16 protein-coding genes and 1 tRNA gene are annotated in these 18,869 nt (G+C 62.2%); 4 read left to right on the plus strand and 13 right to left on the minus strand.

Annotated features, from left to right (window positions below; genetic code table 11):
- Window positions 1-264 precede the first annotated feature (264 nt).
- The gene (gene ybaL, locus RCO24_RS06935; protein WP_308960983.1) at window positions 265-2,103 is read left to right on the plus strand and encodes a YbaL family putative K(+) efflux transporter; all 1,839 of its coding nucleotides are present in this window, start codon (window positions 265-267) and stop codon (window positions 2,101-2,103) included.
- A 147-nt stretch (window positions 2,104-2,250) separates the two neighbouring features.
- Window positions 2,251-3,093: a hypothetical protein gene (locus RCO24_RS06940; protein WP_308960985.1), complete on the plus strand. Its 843-nt coding sequence runs from the start codon at window positions 2,251-2,253 to the stop codon at window positions 3,091-3,093.
- A 99-nt stretch (window positions 3,094-3,192) separates the two neighbouring features.
- On the opposite strand, the gene RCO24_RS06945 is transcribed toward RCO24_RS06940, so the two are convergent.
- A complete protein-coding gene (locus RCO24_RS06945; protein WP_308960987.1) occupies window positions 3,193-3,504 on the minus strand; it encodes a hypothetical protein in 312 nt (103 codons plus the stop codon).
- A gap of 345 nt (window positions 3,505-3,849) precedes the next feature.
- On the opposite strand from RCO24_RS06945, the gene RCO24_RS06950 reads away from it, so the two are divergent.
- A tRNA-Ser gene (locus RCO24_RS06950) sits at window positions 3,850-3,939 on the plus strand.
- A gap of 219 nt (window positions 3,940-4,158) precedes the next feature.
- On the opposite strand, the gene RCO24_RS06955 is transcribed toward RCO24_RS06950, so the two are convergent.
- From RCO24_RS06955 to RCO24_RS06970, 4 genes are all read right to left on the minus strand, one after another.
- Complete coding sequence (locus tag RCO24_RS06955; RefSeq protein ID WP_308960989.1) at window positions 4,159-4,659, minus strand: N-acetyltransferase; 501 nt, start codon at window positions 4,657-4,659, stop codon at window positions 4,159-4,161.
- Window position 4,660: 1 nt separating this feature from the next.
- Complete coding sequence (locus tag RCO24_RS06960; RefSeq protein ID WP_308960991.1) at window positions 4,661-4,924, minus strand: YjhX family toxin; 264 nt, start codon at window positions 4,922-4,924, stop codon at window positions 4,661-4,663.
- A gap of 346 nt (window positions 4,925-5,270) precedes the next feature.
- Window positions 5,271-6,605 carry an amidohydrolase family protein gene (locus tag RCO24_RS06965; RefSeq protein ID WP_308960992.1) on the minus strand — a complete coding sequence of 445 codons (1,335 nt, stop codon included), beginning with the start codon at window positions 6,603-6,605 and terminating at the stop codon, window positions 5,271-5,273.
- 162 nt (window positions 6,606-6,767) lie between these two features.
- On the minus strand, window positions 6,768-7,175 hold the full coding sequence (locus RCO24_RS06970; protein WP_308960994.1) for a GFA family protein: 408 nt from the start codon (window positions 7,173-7,175) through the stop codon (window positions 6,768-6,770).
- Window positions 7,176-7,893: 718 nt separating this feature from the next.
- Here RCO24_RS06970 and RCO24_RS06975 point away from each other — a divergent pair.
- Entirely contained in the window at window positions 7,894-10,203 is a 2,310-nt protein-coding gene (locus RCO24_RS06975) for a TonB-dependent receptor (RefSeq protein WP_308960996.1), read from the plus strand.
- A 72-nt stretch (window positions 10,204-10,275) separates the two neighbouring features.
- Here RCO24_RS06975 and RCO24_RS06980 read toward each other — a convergent pair whose 3' ends face one another.
- The 8 genes from RCO24_RS06980 to RCO24_RS07015 all read right to left on the minus strand — a co-directional run bounded on the left by RCO24_RS06980 (window position 10,276) and on the right by RCO24_RS07015 (window position 18,572).
- On the minus strand, window positions 10,276-13,269 hold the full coding sequence (locus RCO24_RS06980) for an autotransporter domain-containing protein (RefSeq protein ID WP_308960998.1): 2,994 nt from the start codon (window positions 13,267-13,269) through the stop codon (window positions 10,276-10,278).
- Window positions 13,270-13,386: 117 nt separating this feature from the next.
- Window positions 13,387-13,656, minus strand: a complete 270-nt coding sequence (locus RCO24_RS06985; protein ID WP_308961000.1) for a hypothetical protein — start codon at window positions 13,654-13,656, stop codon at window positions 13,387-13,389.
- A 170-nt stretch (window positions 13,657-13,826) separates the two neighbouring features.
- Window positions 13,827-14,144: a hypothetical protein gene (locus RCO24_RS06990; RefSeq protein ID WP_308961002.1), complete on the minus strand. Its 318-nt coding sequence runs from the start codon at window positions 14,142-14,144 to the stop codon at window positions 13,827-13,829.
- Window positions 14,141-14,962, minus strand: coding sequence for a quinoprotein dehydrogenase-associated SoxYZ-like carrier (locus RCO24_RS06995; protein ID WP_308961004.1), 822 nt, complete (start codon window positions 14,960-14,962; stop codon window positions 14,141-14,143). The genes RCO24_RS06990 and RCO24_RS06995 overlap by 4 nt, the downstream gene beginning before the upstream one ends.
- Before the next feature lie 8 nt (window positions 14,963-14,970).
- A complete protein-coding gene (gene pedF / locus RCO24_RS07000) occupies window positions 14,971-15,399 on the minus strand; it encodes a cytochrome c-550 PedF (protein WP_308961006.1) in 429 nt (142 codons plus the stop codon).
- A 16-nt stretch (window positions 15,400-15,415) separates the two neighbouring features.
- Window positions 15,416-15,814: a hypothetical protein gene (locus RCO24_RS07005; protein ID WP_308961008.1), complete on the minus strand. Its 399-nt coding sequence runs from the start codon at window positions 15,812-15,814 to the stop codon at window positions 15,416-15,418.
- A gap of 38 nt (window positions 15,815-15,852) precedes the next feature.
- Entirely contained in the window at window positions 15,853-16,545 is a 693-nt protein-coding gene (locus RCO24_RS07010) for a pentapeptide repeat-containing protein (RefSeq protein ID WP_308961010.1), read from the minus strand.
- A gap of 119 nt (window positions 16,546-16,664) precedes the next feature.
- Window positions 16,665-18,572, minus strand: a complete 1,908-nt coding sequence (locus RCO24_RS07015; protein ID WP_308961011.1) for a PQQ-dependent methanol/ethanol family dehydrogenase — start codon at window positions 18,570-18,572, stop codon at window positions 16,665-16,667.
- Window positions 18,573-18,869: the final 297 nt, after the last annotated feature.

The following is an 18,869-nucleotide window of genomic DNA, read 5'->3' on the forward strand; positions in this document are numbered from 1 at the left end:
CATCACTGCAGAAGCCCAAGACGCCCTGATGCGCGAAGCCTGAGGCTCGCGAATTCTACGGCTGGCGGTGCGCAACCCTGTCGAATTTTTCCGTGCCCTACGCGAAATTCGTTCTGCCGGCGTCACGTCGGACGGTTAACACGGCGACGAAGAGACCCCATATTTGTACTCGTTGCGTCTCCCGCCTCCGATCCCGCGTCTCGCTGACGATCCATCCGAAAACCTCTTGTCCGAACAGATTGGGCGAAACAGACCTGGAGCCTTATGGAACACGACATCTCGCTGATTGCCACGATCTCGATGGGCCTCGTGCTCGCTTTCATTGGCGGGCTCATTGCCCAAAAGGTGAGCCTCCCTCCGCTCGTGGGCTATCTCCTTGCGGGTGTCGCGCTCGGTCCCTACACGCCCGGCTTCGTCGGAGACGCGCACATCGCGGGGCAGCTCGCCGAGATCGGCGTTATGCTCTTGATGTTCGGCGTCGGCCTCCACTTTTCCATTAACGACCTGCTCGAGGTGCGGGGTATCGCGCTTCCCGGCGCCATCGTGCAAATCGCGGTCGCGACCGGTGCCGGTCTCGGGCTTGCGCTGCTGTGGGGATGGACCGTAGGTGCGGGCTTGGTGTTCGGGCTTGCGCTTTCGGTCGCGAGCACCGTGGTGCTTTTGCGGGCGCTCGAACAACGCAATGCACTCGATTCTCTCAACGGGCAGATCGCGGTCGGCTGGCTGATCGTCGAGGATTTGGCGATGGTGCTTGCGCTCGTGCTGCTGCCGGCGCTCGCCGGCGCGCTTGGAGGCGAGGGTGAAGCGCGCGGCGTCGCGAGCCAGCTCTCCGGCGGCAGCGTGGTCGTCACACTTCTTCTCACGCTCGGCAAGGTCGCGATCTTTACGGCTCTGGTGTTCGTGGTCGGAACGCGGGCGGTGCCGTGGTTGCTGCAGCTCGTTGCACGAACCGGGTCGCGCGAGTTGTTCACGCTCGCGGTGCTCGCGATCGCGCTCGGCATCGCCTACGGCTCGGCGGAGCTGTTCGGCGTCTCGTTCGCGCTCGGCGCCTTCTTCGCCGGCGTGGTGCTCAGCGAATCCGATTTCAGCCACAAGGCGGCCGCCGACTCGCTGCCGCTGCAAGACGCATTCGCCGTGCTGTTCTTCGTTTCGGTCGGCATGCTGTTCGACCCGAGTATCCTGGTGCGCGAGCCGCTCGCGGTGATCGCGACCGTGCTCCTGATCGTGTTCGGAAAGTCGATCGCGGCGTTCGCGATCGTGCTCGCACGCGGCTATCCGATCGTGACGGCGCTCACGGTGTCGGCGAGCCTCGCGCAGATCGGCGAATTCTCGTTCATCCTGGCCGCGCTCGGCGTGTCGCTCGGACTTCTGCCGCCGGAAGGGCGCGACCTCATTCTGGCGGGCGCCATTCTGTCGATCACGCTCAACCCGCTGGTGTTCGCCGGAATCGATCCGGCGGCGAACTGGATCAAGGCACGGCCGAAACTGCTTTCCTGGCTCGAACGGCCGACCGGCTTCGAGACGCTGCCCGACCGCGACAAGAGCCCTTCCCTCAAGGACCACGCGATCATCGTCGGCTACGGGCGCGTCGGTAGCGACATCGTCGATGTGCTCAAGGAGCAGGGGCTTGCGTTCGTCGTCATCGACCAGGATCGGCGGCGGGTGGAAGATCTGCGCAAACGGGGGATTTCGGCGGTCTACGGAGACGCGACGGCCCCAGGCGTGCTGGAAGCGGCCGGAGTCGCCTCCGCGCGCCTGCTCATTCTCGCGCTGCCGCCCAGTTATCAGAAGCGCCAGATCCTGACCCTGGCGCGGGATCTCAATCCCCGCATCGACACCGCCGTACGTACGCACCGCGCTTCCGAGCTCGCCTACCTCAAGACGCAAGGCATCGGGTTCGCGATCATGGGCACGCGCGAGGTGTCACTCGGGCTGCTCGGCTACACGCTGACCAGTCTCGGGCTCACGCCGGAGCGGGCCGAAGCCATCGTGAAGACGGCGCGGCTCTCCGGCGACGGCGCGGCGTTCGAGCCATCAGAAGATGCGGACTTGCCGGAAGCCCCCGAGCTGCGGGAACACCGGGAGAGCGAGGGCTCGTCCTAGACCGCGTTCACAGGCCGGCCTGGCGCGGGCGGGGTGACCTCCGCGCCACACCTGGCCCTCTCGTGCCAAGCTTGCGCCCCCGTGACTCGACCGGGTGGACCGGGATAGGATACGAGGAGAGCAGACGGACGGGTCGGGGAGTAGAGCATGGCTGAGGCAGCGGCTGGCGGGGCAGCGATCCCGGAGGTCAAGCACGAGCGAACCGTCTATGCCGCTAGTGGCGGCCGCAAGACGTTCTTCTCGTTCGTCTTTCTCATCCTTCTCCCGTTTTTCGCCAGCTTGCCCGCCATGATCTACATGCGGCTCAAGCATGGGCTGTTCTTCGACGCGGTCGGCCTCGGCATCATGGCGACGGCGTTCGCGATTCTGATGTTCCTGATCGTCATCGAGCTCCTGTTCTCGCTCCGTGCGCGCGTCGAACTCGGCGAAACGTCGGTCAAGATGACGTTGCCATCGGGCCGCGGTCCGACGCCGATGCTGCGCTATAAAACCTATGAGGTTCCCTACGATCAGGTGCAGACGGTCGAGACGCGGCGCGAGATCTATGGCGGTTCGCTGGTGCCGGTGCTGCTCAAGGGCGCCCGCCTGATCACCAAGGACGAGAAATCCGTGCCGATCGGCTACGTCAGCGAAGCCAACGTCGATCCGTGCTTTCCCTATACGGAGATCGCCAAGAAAATCGCGGAGCGGGCTAGGCTTCCATTGATCGACCGGGGCAATGTGCGCCGCTCGTTCCGCCGCAAATTCTTCGGCATCAAAGGTAGCCGGGTGAACGAGGTGGACGCCGTCGATGAGGCGCAGATCACCGATCTCAACAGGTCTCACCACAACGTGGTGATGGGGCTGGTGGGCGCGCTCGTGGTTCTGATCGTGATTGGTATCGTCGATGATTTTGCGAGTGAGACGCCAATCGGCCAGACAGCTTCGGCCGCGGTTTCGGGCCAGCTTGCTCCGACCGCCACGCTGCCAGCCAAAGCGCAAAAGAAGTAGCAACGCCGGGGCGACCAGAGCCCGCCTCTGCTAGCAGGGAGGGGTAAGCGCGCCTTCAGTTGCGCGCTTGGCCGCTCGCAGGTCAGTTGGAGAAGCCGGTCAGTTGGCGAAAATGCGCACGGTCTTTCGCCGCCGACCCGCGTAACCAGCGAGAAGGGCGAGCCCGCCGAACGCCACGAACGTCGGGATGGTGAGGATCGGCGCGATCACATCCCCCCATAGCCACGGTGCGAGGCCCGAGACCGCGCTTCTGGCTGCGTCGTATGATTTCGGGGCCAGCTCCATCCAGTCGTTGCTCAAGGCCGAGGGCTTGAAGCTTCCGGCGCCGTAGACCGTGGGAGTGGCGTCTACGACCAGGGCGACGGTAGCGACCAGCAGGAACACTGCGGCAAGGAAGCGGAAGACGGCCATTTTAAGCTCTCGTGTGTCCTAAGCTCTTGGTCAGGGCCAGAAATTACGACGCGACAGGCCTCGCGCGGACAGGCCTAGGGAGAGGGAGCACCCATCCCTTTCGTGCCCCAGAAGGCGGTGCCAGGGCTCTTCGCCACCTGCTGCCGAACCGCTCGGCTCTTACTCTAACATGTTGGGGCAAAAAAGAAGATGCATCGCGCCGGTTCGCGTGTTGCCTCGAAGACGGTTCTGGGTATAGTGCGCCGCTTCGGGTCGGTTCTCAGCGGAATCCTGCGGTTTCGGACGAACGAAAACCTGATGCCCCCTGTCCTTTCCACACAGGGCGGACATGCGCTTATGCGCGTCGGAGAGATGGCCGAGTGGTTGAAGGCGCACGCCTGGAACGCGTGTAGGCGGGCAACCGTCTCGTGGGTTCGAATCCCACTCTCTCCGCCACTATATCGCTCACGCGCCAGTGGGCGCTCCGCGGGGGCGGGCCACTTGGCCCGGGTCGCCTTGCTCCCGAGCCCTTCGGGCTGGAACGAGAATTCGAACTCAGTCCCTCCAGGCCCGCCACTATATCGCTCACGCGCCCGTGGGCGCTCCGCTTTGCTCCCTGCCACCGCGACCAGCAGTCGGGCTGCACCTCTCGACGATGCACAGCCCGACCCTCTGTCACTCCCGCTGGTTCAGACCGAACGCCGGATGATGAATCAGTTCCCCGCGCGGCTCTATTCCGTCGAACGGCAAGGCCTGAACCACCTCGGGGGGACAGCCAGCTACGCCTAGGCCGGGGAAGGACCGGAAGCCGAACCGGCCGTAGTAGGTGGGGTCGCCCACCAACGCCGCACCCCGGCTTGTCGCCTGCAGTCGGCTGAGGGCTTCTTCCATCAGAGCCGTGCCGATACCCTGGCGATGCCTTGACGGCAAAACCACAAGCGGACCGATCAGACCCCAGCCACCCTCACTGCCGATCCGTGCCGCCGAAGCGGCCAGATAACCGATCACCTCGCCCTCCTCTTCTGCCACAAGGGAGAGAGCAAGGGCGCCCTCTGCCCGCAGCCTCTCAACGATGCTCGCTTCTGTTCCACTTGATTGCGCAAGCATCAGGAGAGCTTCCGTGACAAGACGGCTGATCGCCGGGATGTCACCCATCGTTTCGTTGCGGATCAGCATGTCATGCCCCCCGATTGTCGAGTTGAGCGCGAACGAAAGTGCGGCCGCGTTTCGAAATCCGATATGGGCTCCCCGACCGGGATTCGATAAGCCGTTTCTGCCGCAACCGGTTGAAGACAGTCAGGTCGAAGTCAGCGAGGGCCATCCCGTCGCGGGTGACGCATGTCACGGCCGTGATTTTTGGACCGTCGACCCGCTCGTGGAGGATTCGGCCACCAAGGGCCAGCACGTGCAGGGCACGTTGCTCATTTCGTGAGATGTTCATGGAAGTCTCGTGTGATAGGCGCGAAAAGACGCCCCGCGTGCGCGTGCACGCGGCGGCTATGAATTCACGAGGCTCTCTGAGGTTCAGAGAGCCTTCTCACACAAGCTCTGACATCCAGTCTCCAGCTATCGCGAAGCGAACAGTGTCGCCGCGCGCTTTGCCAATATAGGGGGCGCGTGCTCCTGACAAATGGAAAAGCGGCTGGCCGACGAAACGGAGACCTATGTCTTACGCAATCGCGCTCCATAACCCTCACAAGACGACGCTGACGCCATCACGATACCGGCTTATGGAGCGCCAAATTTCGCGTCTGAGATTGGCAAGCAGACGTTGGTCGTAGGTCCCTTTACAGAGCGTTCTTGAAGACCTTGCCGTCCTTCATGATGACGACGAGGTTCTTGGCCGGATCCTGGAGCAACTTGATGTCGGCGATGGGATCACCGTCGACCAGCAGAAGATCCGCGAAAGCGCCTTCCTCGACGACACCGAGCTTGCCGGGATATGGATTGCGCTCCCCAGACATCGCCAAGAGTTCGGCGTTGGTTCCGGTTGCCATGACGAGCGTTTCAGCCGGGGTGTACCACCGCGTAAACTTGACCAGCAATTCGCCCTGACGCTGGGCCAGCCGCTGCGAAAACAGGACGTCGGTGCCCCAAGCCGTCTTGAGCTTATATTTTTTGGCCAGTTCGATGGTCTTGTTCGTCCCCGCGAACACCGTGAACGCCTTGGCGCGCTCTTTCGAGCCCGGTGGAAACGCGTCGGCCATCTCGTCCGGAAACGCCTGGGTGCTAAGCCAAACGCCTCGCTCGGCGATCAACTTCGCTGTCGCCTCATCCATAAGGTGGCCGTGCTCGATGCACTTTACGCCGGCGGCGATTGCGCGCTGGATAGAAACCGGCGTGTAGGCGTGCACCGTCACGTAGGTGCCCCAGTTTTCCGCCGCTTCGACAGCGGCGCGCAACTCAGCTTCGGTGAACGTGGAAGCATCAAGGGGGCTGTTCGGCGACGCCACGCCACCGCCTGCCGTGAGCTTGATTTGCGACGCCCCCTTCAGAAGCTGTTCGCGCACGCGCACGCGGACTTCATCCGGACTGTCGGCGACCATCGAGGCTCCAGTCCGCTCCTGGCGCGACAAGGGGGCGCCGACGACGCGGGGCAGCTCATTGGCATTGCGGAAGTCGCCGTGGCCGCTCGTGACTGTGATGATGGCGCCGGAAGGAAAGATGCGTGGCCCCACGACGATACCCTCGTCGATCGCGCGCTTGAGGCCGAACGATGGCCCACCGACGTCGCGAACGGTGGTGAACCCACGCATCAGCGTATCCGTCGCCTCGGCTCCGGCGACCAAATTCAGATAGCCAAGGTCGTCCGTGAGCAACGCTGCCGGCGTGGGCCGAACAAGCATCGCGTGCCAATGCGCATCGATGAGGCCCGGCATGAGCGTGCGCCCACCCCCAGCTATGATCTTTGCCGAGGGGCTGCCATCGACCGGAATAGGATCTTTTGAGATTTTTTCGATCGCGTTGCCGCGGATCAGGACATTCATGTTCCCGCTGAGCGTATCGCTCTTGCCGTCGAAGATGCGGACGTTCTCAAACAGCGTGAGCGCGGGTGGCTCGGCGGCATGCGCGGCCTGTGCGAAGCAAAGCACAGCGGCGGCGATAGAAGTCCGGCAAAGCATTGGAACCTCCTGTGAAGTTCCCCCCGTTGCGCCCAACTTTCTAGAAGCTTGCCATCCTAACTGAGAGTCCGCTGTCCGCCCACCGCCTCGTGGTTAAGATTTACCTCGGTCGTGCGATTTTGACTCGCAACGGCGCGGAAATGTCCGGCCGATGTCATTGGTTCAGCCTGGAAGCTCGTCGATCTTGGAAATGTCTTCGATCTGCCGGTCCCACGTTGCCCGGCTCGCGAAACAGATGTGCGCATTGGGCCGGATGTCCACCGCGCTGTCGAGGCTTCCAGCGGGCACGACGAGCAAGGCGCCTCCCAACTGGAGGCTCGGGACTGCCGAACCACAGCTGCTGCAGAAGCTCCTCTGATGGCGCGTAGATGGCAGTTGGAACGTCCTCACGAGGTCTTGCCCGGAGCGCCACGTGATCGTGGCCGTCGTCGAGAACAGGTTCGCCGCGTAAGCCGATCCCGTATCCTTGCGGCAGCGCGAGCAATGGCAAAGGAAGAAGCTCTCGAACGGTCCAGACACTTCGAAGGTGATGCTTCCGCATAGGCAAGAGCCGACGGTCTTGTTATCCATTTTGTCCCTCATTCCGGCCTGCGATTGTCCACCCTTAACAGGCAGCGCCGGTTCGGGCCAAAGGTGGAACTCCCGGCGACGGGTCGCTCGCCCGAGCTTTGCGGTGGCCTTCGTGACCGAGAAGCAACAGAGACTGCGCTTTCGGCTGGGCCACAGAAAGCCAGAGTTGCTATCGCAGGCTGCTCATTCCAACTTCCCAACGAGTTATTGCCTCGGGCAAGGATGCCGTGATCCTAAAGCGTGTGCTCCATCTCCTGTGTTTGGCGGCGTTTGCCATCCATTCCCTGCTGCCGGCCGGATTCATGCTTGCGCCCTCAGTTGAGACGGGCTCCGCCACGGTCGTCATCTGCACAGGCTACGGCCCTCGCACAATTGCCCTTGAAACCGGCGACGAGCAGTCTCCCCTCCATAAACAGCAGCGCACCGCGAAAGCCTGCGATTTTGCTACGATGGGAACCGTTGCTCTGCTGTCTGACGCGCCGTTTCAAGTTGCATCCGAGGCGGAATTCTCAGCCGTCACTTATCGGATCGTCCGTGATCGTTTCTGGGCGACGCCTAAGGCCGGCGCCGTTTCGGCGCGAGGTCCGCCAGCTGCGGCTTTCCTGACCGCGTAAGCCGGTCCCCGCCTTTCCATCACATGATAGCTGACATTTCGGCTGCAGTTGCAGTGCGCGCTCTCGCGCACGCAGCGCTGACCGAACTCCTATGAGTTCCTGCAATGAACAAACACTTTCACCGCCTCGCAAAGAAGAGCCACGCGGTCGGGCTCTTCTCCTTTTCCTGCCTGTTGACGGCGATGCCGTTCTCCTCCGCCCGTGCGCAAGAGGCGAACAGCCAGCCCGTAGCCCTTCCGCCGCTGGTCGTAGAGACCCCAAAAGCGGCGAAGGCCAAGAAAGCGACTGCAGGCAAGAAGGCGCCGACCACAGTTTCGGCTCAACCGCAGCAGCCAGTCGCTCCGGAAAAGTCTCCCGAACAGATTGCCAATGATCCGACGGCGGGCGCCGCCGATGCAGCCGCTGCGAAACTCCAGATCAAAAACAACACGGGAAGTGCTCTCGGACTGACACCTGAGGAGACGCCGGCCACCGTCAACATCGTCACGCAGCGGGACATCGAGGAGAAAGGCGCGCGTGGCCTCGTTGAAACGTTCCGGACAATTCCTGGCGTCGTCGTCGGCAACAATCCGGGCGAGCCGGGCACCACGGTGACCCGCGGCTTCTACAAGGCCACCGGATTTTCCATCGACGGTTCACGCACCGCCGATCCGGTGTTCCTGCCCCGCGACTACAGCTCATTTCATTTCGACCGCGTCGAAGTTCTCAAAGGCCCTGCGTCGGTCGTGTCCGGCACCAGTGGCCTGGCAGGCTCGTTCAACATCGTGACCAAGCAGGCGACCACCGACCGGAATTTCTCCGAAGCCATGGTGAGCTATGGAAGTTTCGACACGGTCCAAACGGGCGTTGGCACGAACATCGTGCTCAGCCCGGATGCCGCCTTGAGGTCGACATTCAGTTTTTCGGGTTCCAACGGGTTCATCGACGATACCGAGTCCGAAAAATTCGGATTCACGAACAACCTTCTCCTGAAGCCGACCGACCGGCTGAAAATCACTGCGTCAGTGGACTACTTCAAGGACGATTTCTCGACCGCCTACTACGGCACGCCGCTCATCGACCGCAGCGTGGCGCGGAATCCGACGGGGGTGGTCTCGAGCTCAAACGGGCTCGTGCTCGATAAGAGCATCCGCGACAAGAACTATGATTTCGAAGACGGCAAGATGGAATCGGAGAGCGTCTGGATGCGCGGCGCCGCCGATTACAAGCTCTCAGAGAATTGGACGCTGAGAAACGAGCTCAACTACTACAGTGCGGATCGTCTCTGGCGCGATGCGGACTACTATTCCTATTCGGCGGGGCTGATCACGCGCGGTACCACGTTGATCTCGCATGATCATGAGTTCTGGTCGGATCGGATGGTGCTGAGCTTTGACGGACTCGTCGGTGGGGTTCGCAATCGCTTTGCAGCCGGCGCCGAGTATATGGAAACCTCTTTCGGCACCACGCGGCGATTTGGTAGCACACCCGGCGTCGACATCTTCGACCCTGATCGCGGGACTTATCCCTTTGGTACATTGGGGACGCAGCAGTCTGCTGACCACGTGACCAAGGCAGTGTTTGCGGAGAACGCCGTAAACCTGACCCCGTCCTGGCTTGTCTCGGCCGGTATCCGCTATGAGACGATCGATCTGGATCGCACGATCGTAAACGAGATGTCGGGTGCCGCGGTGAGCTTCGGAAACGAGTTCGAAAGCACGACCTGGCGGATCGGAACAACGTACGAAATTCTCAAGGGCACTTCGGTTTTTGCTCAGTACGCCGAGGCGGTCGTCCCCATCACCGCCTTGATGACCTCGAGCTTGAGCAACGCCCAATTCGAGCTCTCGACCGGCAACTCCGTGGAGCTTGGTATCAAGTCGACGCTCTTCGGGGGGCGCGTGACGACGACCACCTCGATCTACGAAATCAATCAGGACGACATCATCACGCGCACTTCCGCCTCCGTTTCCATTCAGGGCGGAAGCCAACGGAGCCGCGGCATCGAAGCCGAGGCGGCGATCGATCTCACGAGTCGATGGAACCTCAGCCTCTCCGGTACGCTCATCGACGCGGAATTCACCGAGCTGCGCGCAGCTTCCGGTACGGATCTGACAGGCAATCGTCCAGTGAACTCGGTGCCGTGGGCTTGGTCGGCGCTGACGACCTATCGGCTCGAGAGCGTTCCGGCCACCCTTGGTGCACAACTGACGGGCGTCGGCCCATTCTACACCAGCAATGCCAATCTCTATGAGGCGCAGGACCGTACGGTGCTGGATGCTTGGATCGCCTTCGATGTCGGCCAAGGCACGCTGACGCTGCGTGGTCGGAATCTTACCGACGAATTCTATGCGGAATGGGCGGATTACAACGAGACATCCCTTTACGTCGGTGCTCCCCGGAGCTTCGACGTGACCTACAGCGTCAAATGGTGATCACGTGCCGGCAGCTCCTCGCCGTGGTGACGAGCTGCCGGCCGCATCCCCCGAGTAACGGACGCTACTCGCTCACCAGGCGAAGCGAACGGCGCCCTTGCCGGCATAACCCGACGTGTTCTCTGAGAACTCGCCCTCGAAGGTGCCGAAAACGGAGAGGTTATTCTGCCATTTCACCTCGGCGCCGGCAGAGACGAGTGCGAGATCCTTCGACGGAACCGCGCCGTTCACCGTGAATGCGGAACCAGGGAGGGAGAGGAAACTCGCCGACACTAAACTGTCGTTGCCTTCGTCATGCGCCCAGGCGATGCGACTGCGCAGAGTCAGCAGGGCGTCGTCGAGCTTGAATTCGCGATCGAAGCGCGCGCCGAGTTCGGTGCGCGTGATGGTCGTGTGATTGGACTCGTAGTCGAGCGAAAATGCATCCGAGCCGGAGCCCGCGCTTTCCTCGTAGCCGGGCAGGTTGATCTGCGTGACCTGCAACGCCGCGTAGGGCGTGATGCCGACGAACGGAGTGGCATAGCGATAGCCGCCTTCGACGCGTCCGCCGAATGTGTTGGCATCGAACTTTGCTTTGAGGTCATCGACTCCCGACACCGTCACGGTGCGGTTGGTGGTGACATCCTGGAAGGTGTAGGCGAGGCCGGCGAAAACATAACCAGCGCCCATCGTTTGCTTGCCGAATACGCCGGTCTGGAGCATGTCGGCCTCGCCGCTGCCGAGCCCGCTCGACACCCCGAACGATGACTGACCGCCGCCGAGTGCGAAGCCGAACAGCGTATCGCGGGAGAGCGCGTAGTCGGCGCCCGCAACAATGCCGTAGGTGCGGCTCGACGTGTCGCCTGCTCCGCCGCTGCCGTTCGTGTCGCTGTTGCCGCCGTAGACCGTACCCCAGTAGTGCCGCTTCGGATCGGAGAAGGCGGCGCGCGACGCCTCGTGGGAAACTGCGCCGAGCGAACTGCGGCCGGCAGGTGCGGGCTTCGGCGCGTCTGCCGTTGCGGAACTTCCGGCAAGGCCGCGTCCGTAGGCGAACGGATCGAACACCGCGTTCATGAACTGGTTACTGGCGTCGTAGGCTGCCTGCTTTCCGGCAGCTGAAAGCTGGCCCGAGACCTGGGTCGTCGCATCCGTGAGCGCGGCGCCGCTGAGACTCATGAGGCCAACCATCTGCGAACTCGGCGTGGCGCCGGCCGAGAGGCTATTGTCGATCGCATCCACGATGGTTTTCGCGCTGCGCGAGGCGTTTTCCGGCAGTGCATTTGCTAGGTAGCCGCGATCGAGTGTCACGATCACGTCGTTGCCGACGATATCCCAGCCCGTCAGCGTCGCCAGACCCAACCGGGTGACAGAGGCAGTATCGAAATCACCGGTCGTGCCGCCAACGGCGGTCAGAACTGTGTATGTCGACGTCGCGCCTATCCAGGTCGTGGGGGTAATGCTCAACGCGCCGCCGAGATTAGCAACGCCGGTCACGACGGTACTGTCGGATATGCCTGCACTGCCGGTCTTTACGGCATAGGTGCTGCAATTGCACAGCATGAGAACGCCATCGATCGTCAACGTGCCGATGCTGTCCGGTGTGCCGGGCGCCAGTGTCGCGCCATCGTCGACGAACACAGAGCCGACCGTGCCTGTGCCACCGAGCGTTCCACCCGGATTGACGAACACGATGCCGGACGAATTCGTCGAGCCGTTCACCAGCAGCGTGCCGCCGTTGATGATCGTGTCGCCCGTGTACGTGTTTGCGGCGGAAAGGACTGTCGTGCCGGCCTCGACGGTCATGTCACCATCGCCGAGGATCTGCGTGCCAAAGGTGTAGTTGATGCTGGTGTGATTGAACACGAGCTCGCCGTCACCGGACCCGAACTGCAAAGTGGTGGCATTGATTCCGCCTGGCGCGACAGCGGCGCTGCCCGACGCGGCGCCGATATTCACTGTACCGCGAGAGCCGATTTGATCCGCGACTGTAATGCCACCTGCCTGGGCTGTTCCGCCGTTCGAGAGAGTCAAGGTACCGGTGCCGTCTTGACCGACAACCACCTGCTCGGCACGCAGCAAAGAGCCCGCGCCGTCGACCGTGACAGTGCCGGAGCTACCCGCGACCTGACCGATTGTAATGTACCCCGGATGGCCGCCCAGCACCACGCTGCGAACCTCACCGCCATTGGTGACGTTCAGAACACCAGTACCGGAAAAGCCGATGGACAGGCTGCTCGTCTCGAAAAGAGATCCCGCTCCACTCACATTGAGGGTGCCGATCCCGGTCGCGTCCTGACCGACATATGCGCCACCGCCATTGATACCGTAATAGCCGCCAAAGAGCTCACCGCCGTTGATGACGTTGAGAGTGCCCGTGCCGTTAACACCGACGCCGATGTAATAAGTTGCCGTCCACTTCGATCCCGCACCGTCGATGGTCGCTGTGCCGACCGCGCCAGCTGCGGTACCGAGAACGGCGTGGCTTGTCCTCGCTTCTGCGCCATTGGTGATCGAAAGGGTCCCTGTTCCTTGCGTGCCAACGTGCAGCTGGCTGTACAGATAGAAGTATGTACCGGGGCCATCGAGCCTGAGCGTGCCCTCCGACCCCACGCTGTTGGCGCCGAGCATCGCGAAACTGCCCCAAAATTCGGCGCCACCTCGGAGGGAGACCGTTCCAGTCCCATCATAGCCGACGTAAAGATTGCCCCCGGCGTAAACACTCGAATTCGCGCCCGTCGCGCTAAACGTGCCAGAGGCGCCTGCGCCGTATCCTAGCCATATGGGACCCGTCCAGAGCGTCCCGTCGGAAATGGTGAGCGCGCCTGTCGAAGATTGGCCGATGACCAGTTGCGGGGTCTCATGGATGCCGCCGACGATGCGCGGAGCATTCGGCGACGTGGCATCGATAACGGCGTTCACGCTCGACCCGGGCGCGCCGCCGCTCCAGTTGGCTGCGTTCGACCAGTCGCTCGATACGTTGCCGGTCCAGTCGGTAGCGAGACCTGGCGAACCCACACCGAGCGCCGCAAGCCCAGCCGATGCGAGAAGCGTTGTTTTAAGTCTGGATGCGGACTTCGCTTTGGCCACTCGCCCCCCGGCAGATGAACGGCCTGCCGTCGCAGACCGGCAGGCCGAATCACATTTATTATTGTGTGCTGACAAACAGATGTCGTTCTATTTTTCGTAGAGCGAAATTCGACCGGGCTATTTGCCCTTCCAGCCCGATTCCTTGCTGCACTGTTCCATCACCTTGGGATTGGCCTTCTCCCACTCGGTGATCGAGCGCGACTCGTCGTCTGACATCTGGTTGTTCATACAGGTGCAGTACTTGGTGACCACATCGGCGGCTTGTTTCTCGTCCTTGTTCTCGATCACGCAGTCGCCGATCCATTTGGCATCGTCGGAATTTTTGTCGGCAAGGGCAGGCGTTGCGAGGCAAGCAAGCATCGCGATGAGGGCAGCGTGACGTTTCATTTTTTTCCTCCATCCAAAGCGGATGAAGCTCTATGCCCAGGCGAATCAGGCGGTGTCATCTCATTCCGCGCAAAGTGTTGCGGCTAGAGAAGAGAGTGGCACGAATACATCAGCATCCTGAGGGATCTTGTTTGGGAGACTGCAAGGGCGGGTGCCTGACGGGAGCGGCCTCACTCTCGGGGGCGCAGCAACTCCAAGCTATCGAAGCTTCTAGGCGTGCTCTCGATCATGCACGAGCGATCGTCGAACGTGTCCGTGCAAACAACGACAACACCATCCGGATAGGCGTTTACGTCCCGGCAGACAGCCTTGAAGCGCCGCTCGGCTTTGCCGCTCTCAAGGCGGGTCAGATGCTGGACGCCGCAGGACGTTTTCAGATGCAGCAGGCGCCGGATCATGTAGTCGTGGATTTCCGCCGCTGCCTGGACGGCGCCGCCGATTTGTACGCCAAACAGCGCGAGCACGAAAAGCAGAGGCTTCCGGCTCATTGCTCGGACTGTGCCCGGAACAGCTTGCCGTCCGTATCGCGCGCCACAACCGTCAGCGGGACTGGATCGTTGCGGGCGAACGTGAAGCGGAAGTTCGGGTCCTCGGAGATCGCGATCCCGCTTTCAATCGTAAGCAGGCGCATCGCGCCGGCATCGACATCGATGCGATCCACGACCCGGACCGGCGTGTAGGTATTGGTGCGCGTATCGATCTGCATGCCGGAAAAATTTGGATGCCGGATCATGAGCTGCACCTCATTCCATGCCTGCCCTCTGGTCGGCTCGCGCGCAATCTTGAGTTTGATCTTGCCGATGCCGGCAAGCGCCTCGTCCATATCCTTCAGCGACGTCGACGTGCAGCCCCCGGCCCCGCTCACGAACTGGCTCGCCTCATAAAGCGCGCCATCGTCTGACTCGAGGATCGCGCGGACCCGGCTCATGGACTCGAGCCGAACGCGCACCTCGATAGTGCGGTCTCCGATCTCGCCGCCCGACCGATAGGCTTCACCGAATATGAAAACCGCCGCGACGGGCGCCGGGTTCTGATCCACCACCAGCGTCAACTGCTTGGCGCGGGCGACGCGATCGGCTGCGATGTATATCGTCAGCGGAACCAGCGCGGCGTCTTCTGCTCGCTTCGGCGCGAAGAGCTTGACCGATTGGCCGTCGCTCGCGATCGGGCGCTCCTCGAACAGGCTCGCCTTGATCTGCGTCCACGCTTCATCGTCCGCCTGCGCGGACTGTGCCGAAAGTGCCAGCGCCGCGGCCGCGATCCACCTTAGCCACACCTGCCCGTGTCTTGTCCGCTTACGTCGCATGGTGAAGCCTACTCGGGCTGGGAATCGATGTAGGTGCGGATGGCCCAGATGGCTTCCTGGTTCAACAACCCGTCGAACGGCGGCATCTTCTGGCGACCACCGACCGTCGCACCATTGAGAACGCGGGAGATGAACCATGCGTCCTCGGTCTCGCCCTCGCCGAGCTCGCGCAGGTCCGGCGCCATACCACCCGATTTGGCTTCGAGCCCGTGGCAGCGGGCGCAGTTCGAGTTATAGCCGCGCGAGCCGATCTCGATAGCGGCGGCGCGCTGTTTTTCGTCGGTGCGATAAGGATTGATTGCAAGCCATTCGTCACCGAGGGGCGCGAGGCCGGTGGTGTCGACGGGCTGGGGGGCGCCGTCACCATGGGCAAGAGCCGCGGTCGCGGGCATTGCGAAGAAGAGAACGAGGGCCAGAGCGGCCGATCGCGGAATCATTCGTGCTACCTCGTTGCTAGTTGGTTTTCTGATCCGAATGGGGCTCTAGCCATATGCGCCAGGACTCGCTGCCGTTGATGTCGAGGAAGTAAATGCCTGACCGGTCGATCACGTAGCTCGCCTCGCCGCCTCCCCCGAGGTGCAAGTTCTGGATGACCTCGTTGGCGTCTGACTTGAGGTAGAGGACAAAAATCGCGCCATCGCTCTGGAAGCGCAGAGTGGTCGGCGCTTCGATGTGGAAGCGTTCCGTTGTTTTGTTGAGGCGTCCGGAAAAGCTCGGCGTAACGCGCTTTCTCACCTCGCGGTCGTAGCAGGCAAGGCGCGGGGCATCGTCGGCAATAGCGAGGCATTGGAGCGCGCCGTCGCGGCTCTCTGCAGCGCGCGCAGGTTGCGCCCATGCTGCGGCGAGAACCATGCTGGCTCCGAGCCACCAGACCGTTGCGGGACAGCCTCTCATTGGCCCGACGCCGGCTCCCACTTCGTTTTGTCCTGCTCCCAGACCTTTCCGCCCGTCTGCCAATCGTGCGGACAACCGGTGCATCCCTCCATGAACGCATCCTGGAAGATCGCGAAGCGAATCTTCACTCCGTCAAAGACGGCATTGGAGAGGTCTGCTTCGTAGAACTTGGTCTCCTGCAGATCCGTATTGATGAATTTAGCGCCGTTGAAGCGAACGCCTTTCGCCCAAGCGCTTTCGAGCGTCGCGGCGGTGAGATCGGCCTCCGAAAAATCGGCTCGCGCCATGCGTGCGAACGAGAGATCCGCCCCTCGCAGCGTGGCGCGCGAAAGCTTGGCGCCTTGCATAAAGGCGATCTCAAGACGCGCGCCGTCGAGATTGGCTTCGGTCAGGTCGGCACCCTGTAAATTGGCGTGGCGCAGATCGGCACGTGCGAGGCGCGCACCCTTGAGATTTGCGCCTTGCAGATTTGCGTCCTTGAGATCCGCGTGGCGCAGGTCGGCGCCTTCACAGGAGGCGTTCGGCGCGATGGTGCAGCCATTAACGACCCAAGGGCTTGGCCGCTCCTCGACATTCCGTATGACCGGATAGTCCTGGGCCTGTGCGGAGTGGGAAACCGCACCAACGGCGCCAACAGAAACGATCGCAAGCGCAATCGCCTCCGTAGCTCTACGAAAGAATGGGATCATCAGCTTGTTCCCGAGCGGCCACGCTTGCGGGTAAAAGGGCAGTCGGCCTCGCGTGGCTGAGGTCGACTGCCCGGAGGGCTCAAGCGGGGAGAGAGGAACGATCGCCCGCTCGAGTGGGATCACTCGGCCGAAGCCGTGGTGCGCGGAACCTCAAAGACCCAGAACGAACCGCCTTGGCTCACCTGCTTGGTCTGATCGGCCATGTCACCGCCCCACAGCGGCACGGCGCCGCCGTAGCCCGATGCGATGCCGATGTACTGCTTGCCATCTAGCTCCCAGGTGACGGGCTGAGACACGACGCCGGAGCCGGTCTGGAACTTCCACAGCTCCTTGCCGGACTTGGCGTCGAGAGCCTTCACGAAGCCGTCGCTGGTGCCGGTCAGGACCCAGCCACCCTTGGTCGTGAGCGTGCCGGCCCAGAGCGGCATCTCTTCCTTGTGCTCCCAGACGATCTTGCCGTTGGTCGGATCGAGTGCGCGAAGCACGCCGACGTGGGTGTCGAACTGGCGCTTGATGCGGAAGCCTTGACCGAGATAGGCAGCACCCTTCTTGTAGGCGATGTTCTCGGTCCAATAGTCTTCCGACCAGTCGTTCGACGGGATGTAGAAGAGCTTGGTTTCCTGGTTATAGGACATCGGCATCCAGTTGGTGCCGCCGAGGAAGTTCGGCGTCACCTTGATCGCCTGGCCCTTGGTCTCGCCTGCTGCGGGAGCCGGCGGACGCTGGCCTTCAACCTCGTTCGGGCGGCCCGTCGCGAGATCCCAACCCGTTGCCCAGCTGATGTTCGGGACGAACGGATAGATGCCAAGCGCGGTGCCGGCCTGCTTCGAGATCTTGCCGTCGCGGGCCGTCAGCTTGTCGATGTCGGTGATGAACAAGAAGCCGTTGCGATCGGCGTGGGCGCCGGCGCGGATGGTCTTGCCGTCCTTCTCCATCTCGAACAGCGTGATCGGGTTGTTACCCGAATAGTCCCACGCATCGTTCGGCGTGTGCTGGAAGAAGCCAACCGGCTCGCCCGTCGACGGCTCGATGTAGACTTGACCCGACGTGTAGAGGCTGTCGTACGGCTTCCAGTCTCCGTTCGGACCCGAACGGTAGTGGTGGTTCCATGGAGCCGGATTGCCGGTGCCGATGACGATGGTGTTGGTCTTTTCGTCATAGGTTGCCGACTGCCAGGGCGCGCCGCCGCCGTGGTTCCAGGCCTCGACCTTGCCGCCATCCTTGTTGTTCGGCCACGACGGGGCCTTGGGATCGCCGGTGGGCGTCGAGTCCTTGCCGTTCAGGCGACCCTTGTGGCCTTCGACGAGGGGACGCATCCAGATTTCCTCGCCGGTGTCCGGATCGCGCGCATAGAGGCGACCGACGACACCGAACTCGTCGCCCGACGAGCCGTGGATCAGGAGCACCTTGCCGGTCTTCTTGTCCTTGATGATGTTCGGCGCGCCGGTCATCGTGTAGCCGGCAGTGTGGTCCTCGAACTTCTTGCTCCAGACGACCTTACCGGTCTTGCGATCCAGAGCGACAATGCCCGCATCGAGCGTGCCCATGTAGAACTTGTCGCCGTAAAGCGCGCCGCCACGATTGACGACGTCGCAGCAGGGGCGGATGTCGTCGGGCAAGCGGTGCGAATAGGACCAGAGGCGCTTACCGGTCTTGGCATCGAGCGCGAACGCACGCGAATAGGAGGCGGTGACGTAGATCACGCCGTCGTGCACGAGCGCTTGCGTCTCCTGGCCACGCTGCTTCTCGTCGCCGAACGAGAACGACCAGGACGGCTTCATCTGGCCGATGTTGTCGACGTTGATCTGATCGAGCGTGCTGTAGCGATGGTTGCGAACACCCATGCCCCAGCTCACCACATCGCCCGTGGTGCTCTCGTCGTTGAGGATGTCCTCCCACGTCACCGGCTTGCTGCCGGCGGTTTCCGCAGAGCTCGGAATGCTCGAAGTGAAAACGGCAATTGCAAGGGTGGATGCGGCCGCAAAAAGGCTCGCGTTGACGCCCCGAAGGGGGTGTCTACGTTGCATGGCGTTTCTCCCAAATAAGTTTTTCAAAGGCGAACTATTTCGTCGCCGGTTTGCAAAAATCAGAAATGCCAGACAAACGTCTATTCGCCTTTTGGCGAAACCGGCTCAATTGTCGGCCATTCCTAGACGAATGTATAAGAGGCCTGTTCCTATTACTCCCTGCTAGACAGGGAGTAACTCCCAGTTACAATCATACTATTGCAACGCGCCCGTAAAAATGCCCCGATCCCTAGCTAGGTCGCGGGCAGCCCGGCTGGTGTCGAGCCCTTTCCGCTGGCCGATTTCATCGCTCAGGGC

It is taken from the genome of Hyphomicrobium sp. LHD-15, assembly GCF_031157355.1.
GTDB lineage: Bacteria > Pseudomonadota > Alphaproteobacteria > Rhizobiales > Hyphomicrobiaceae > Hyphomicrobium_C.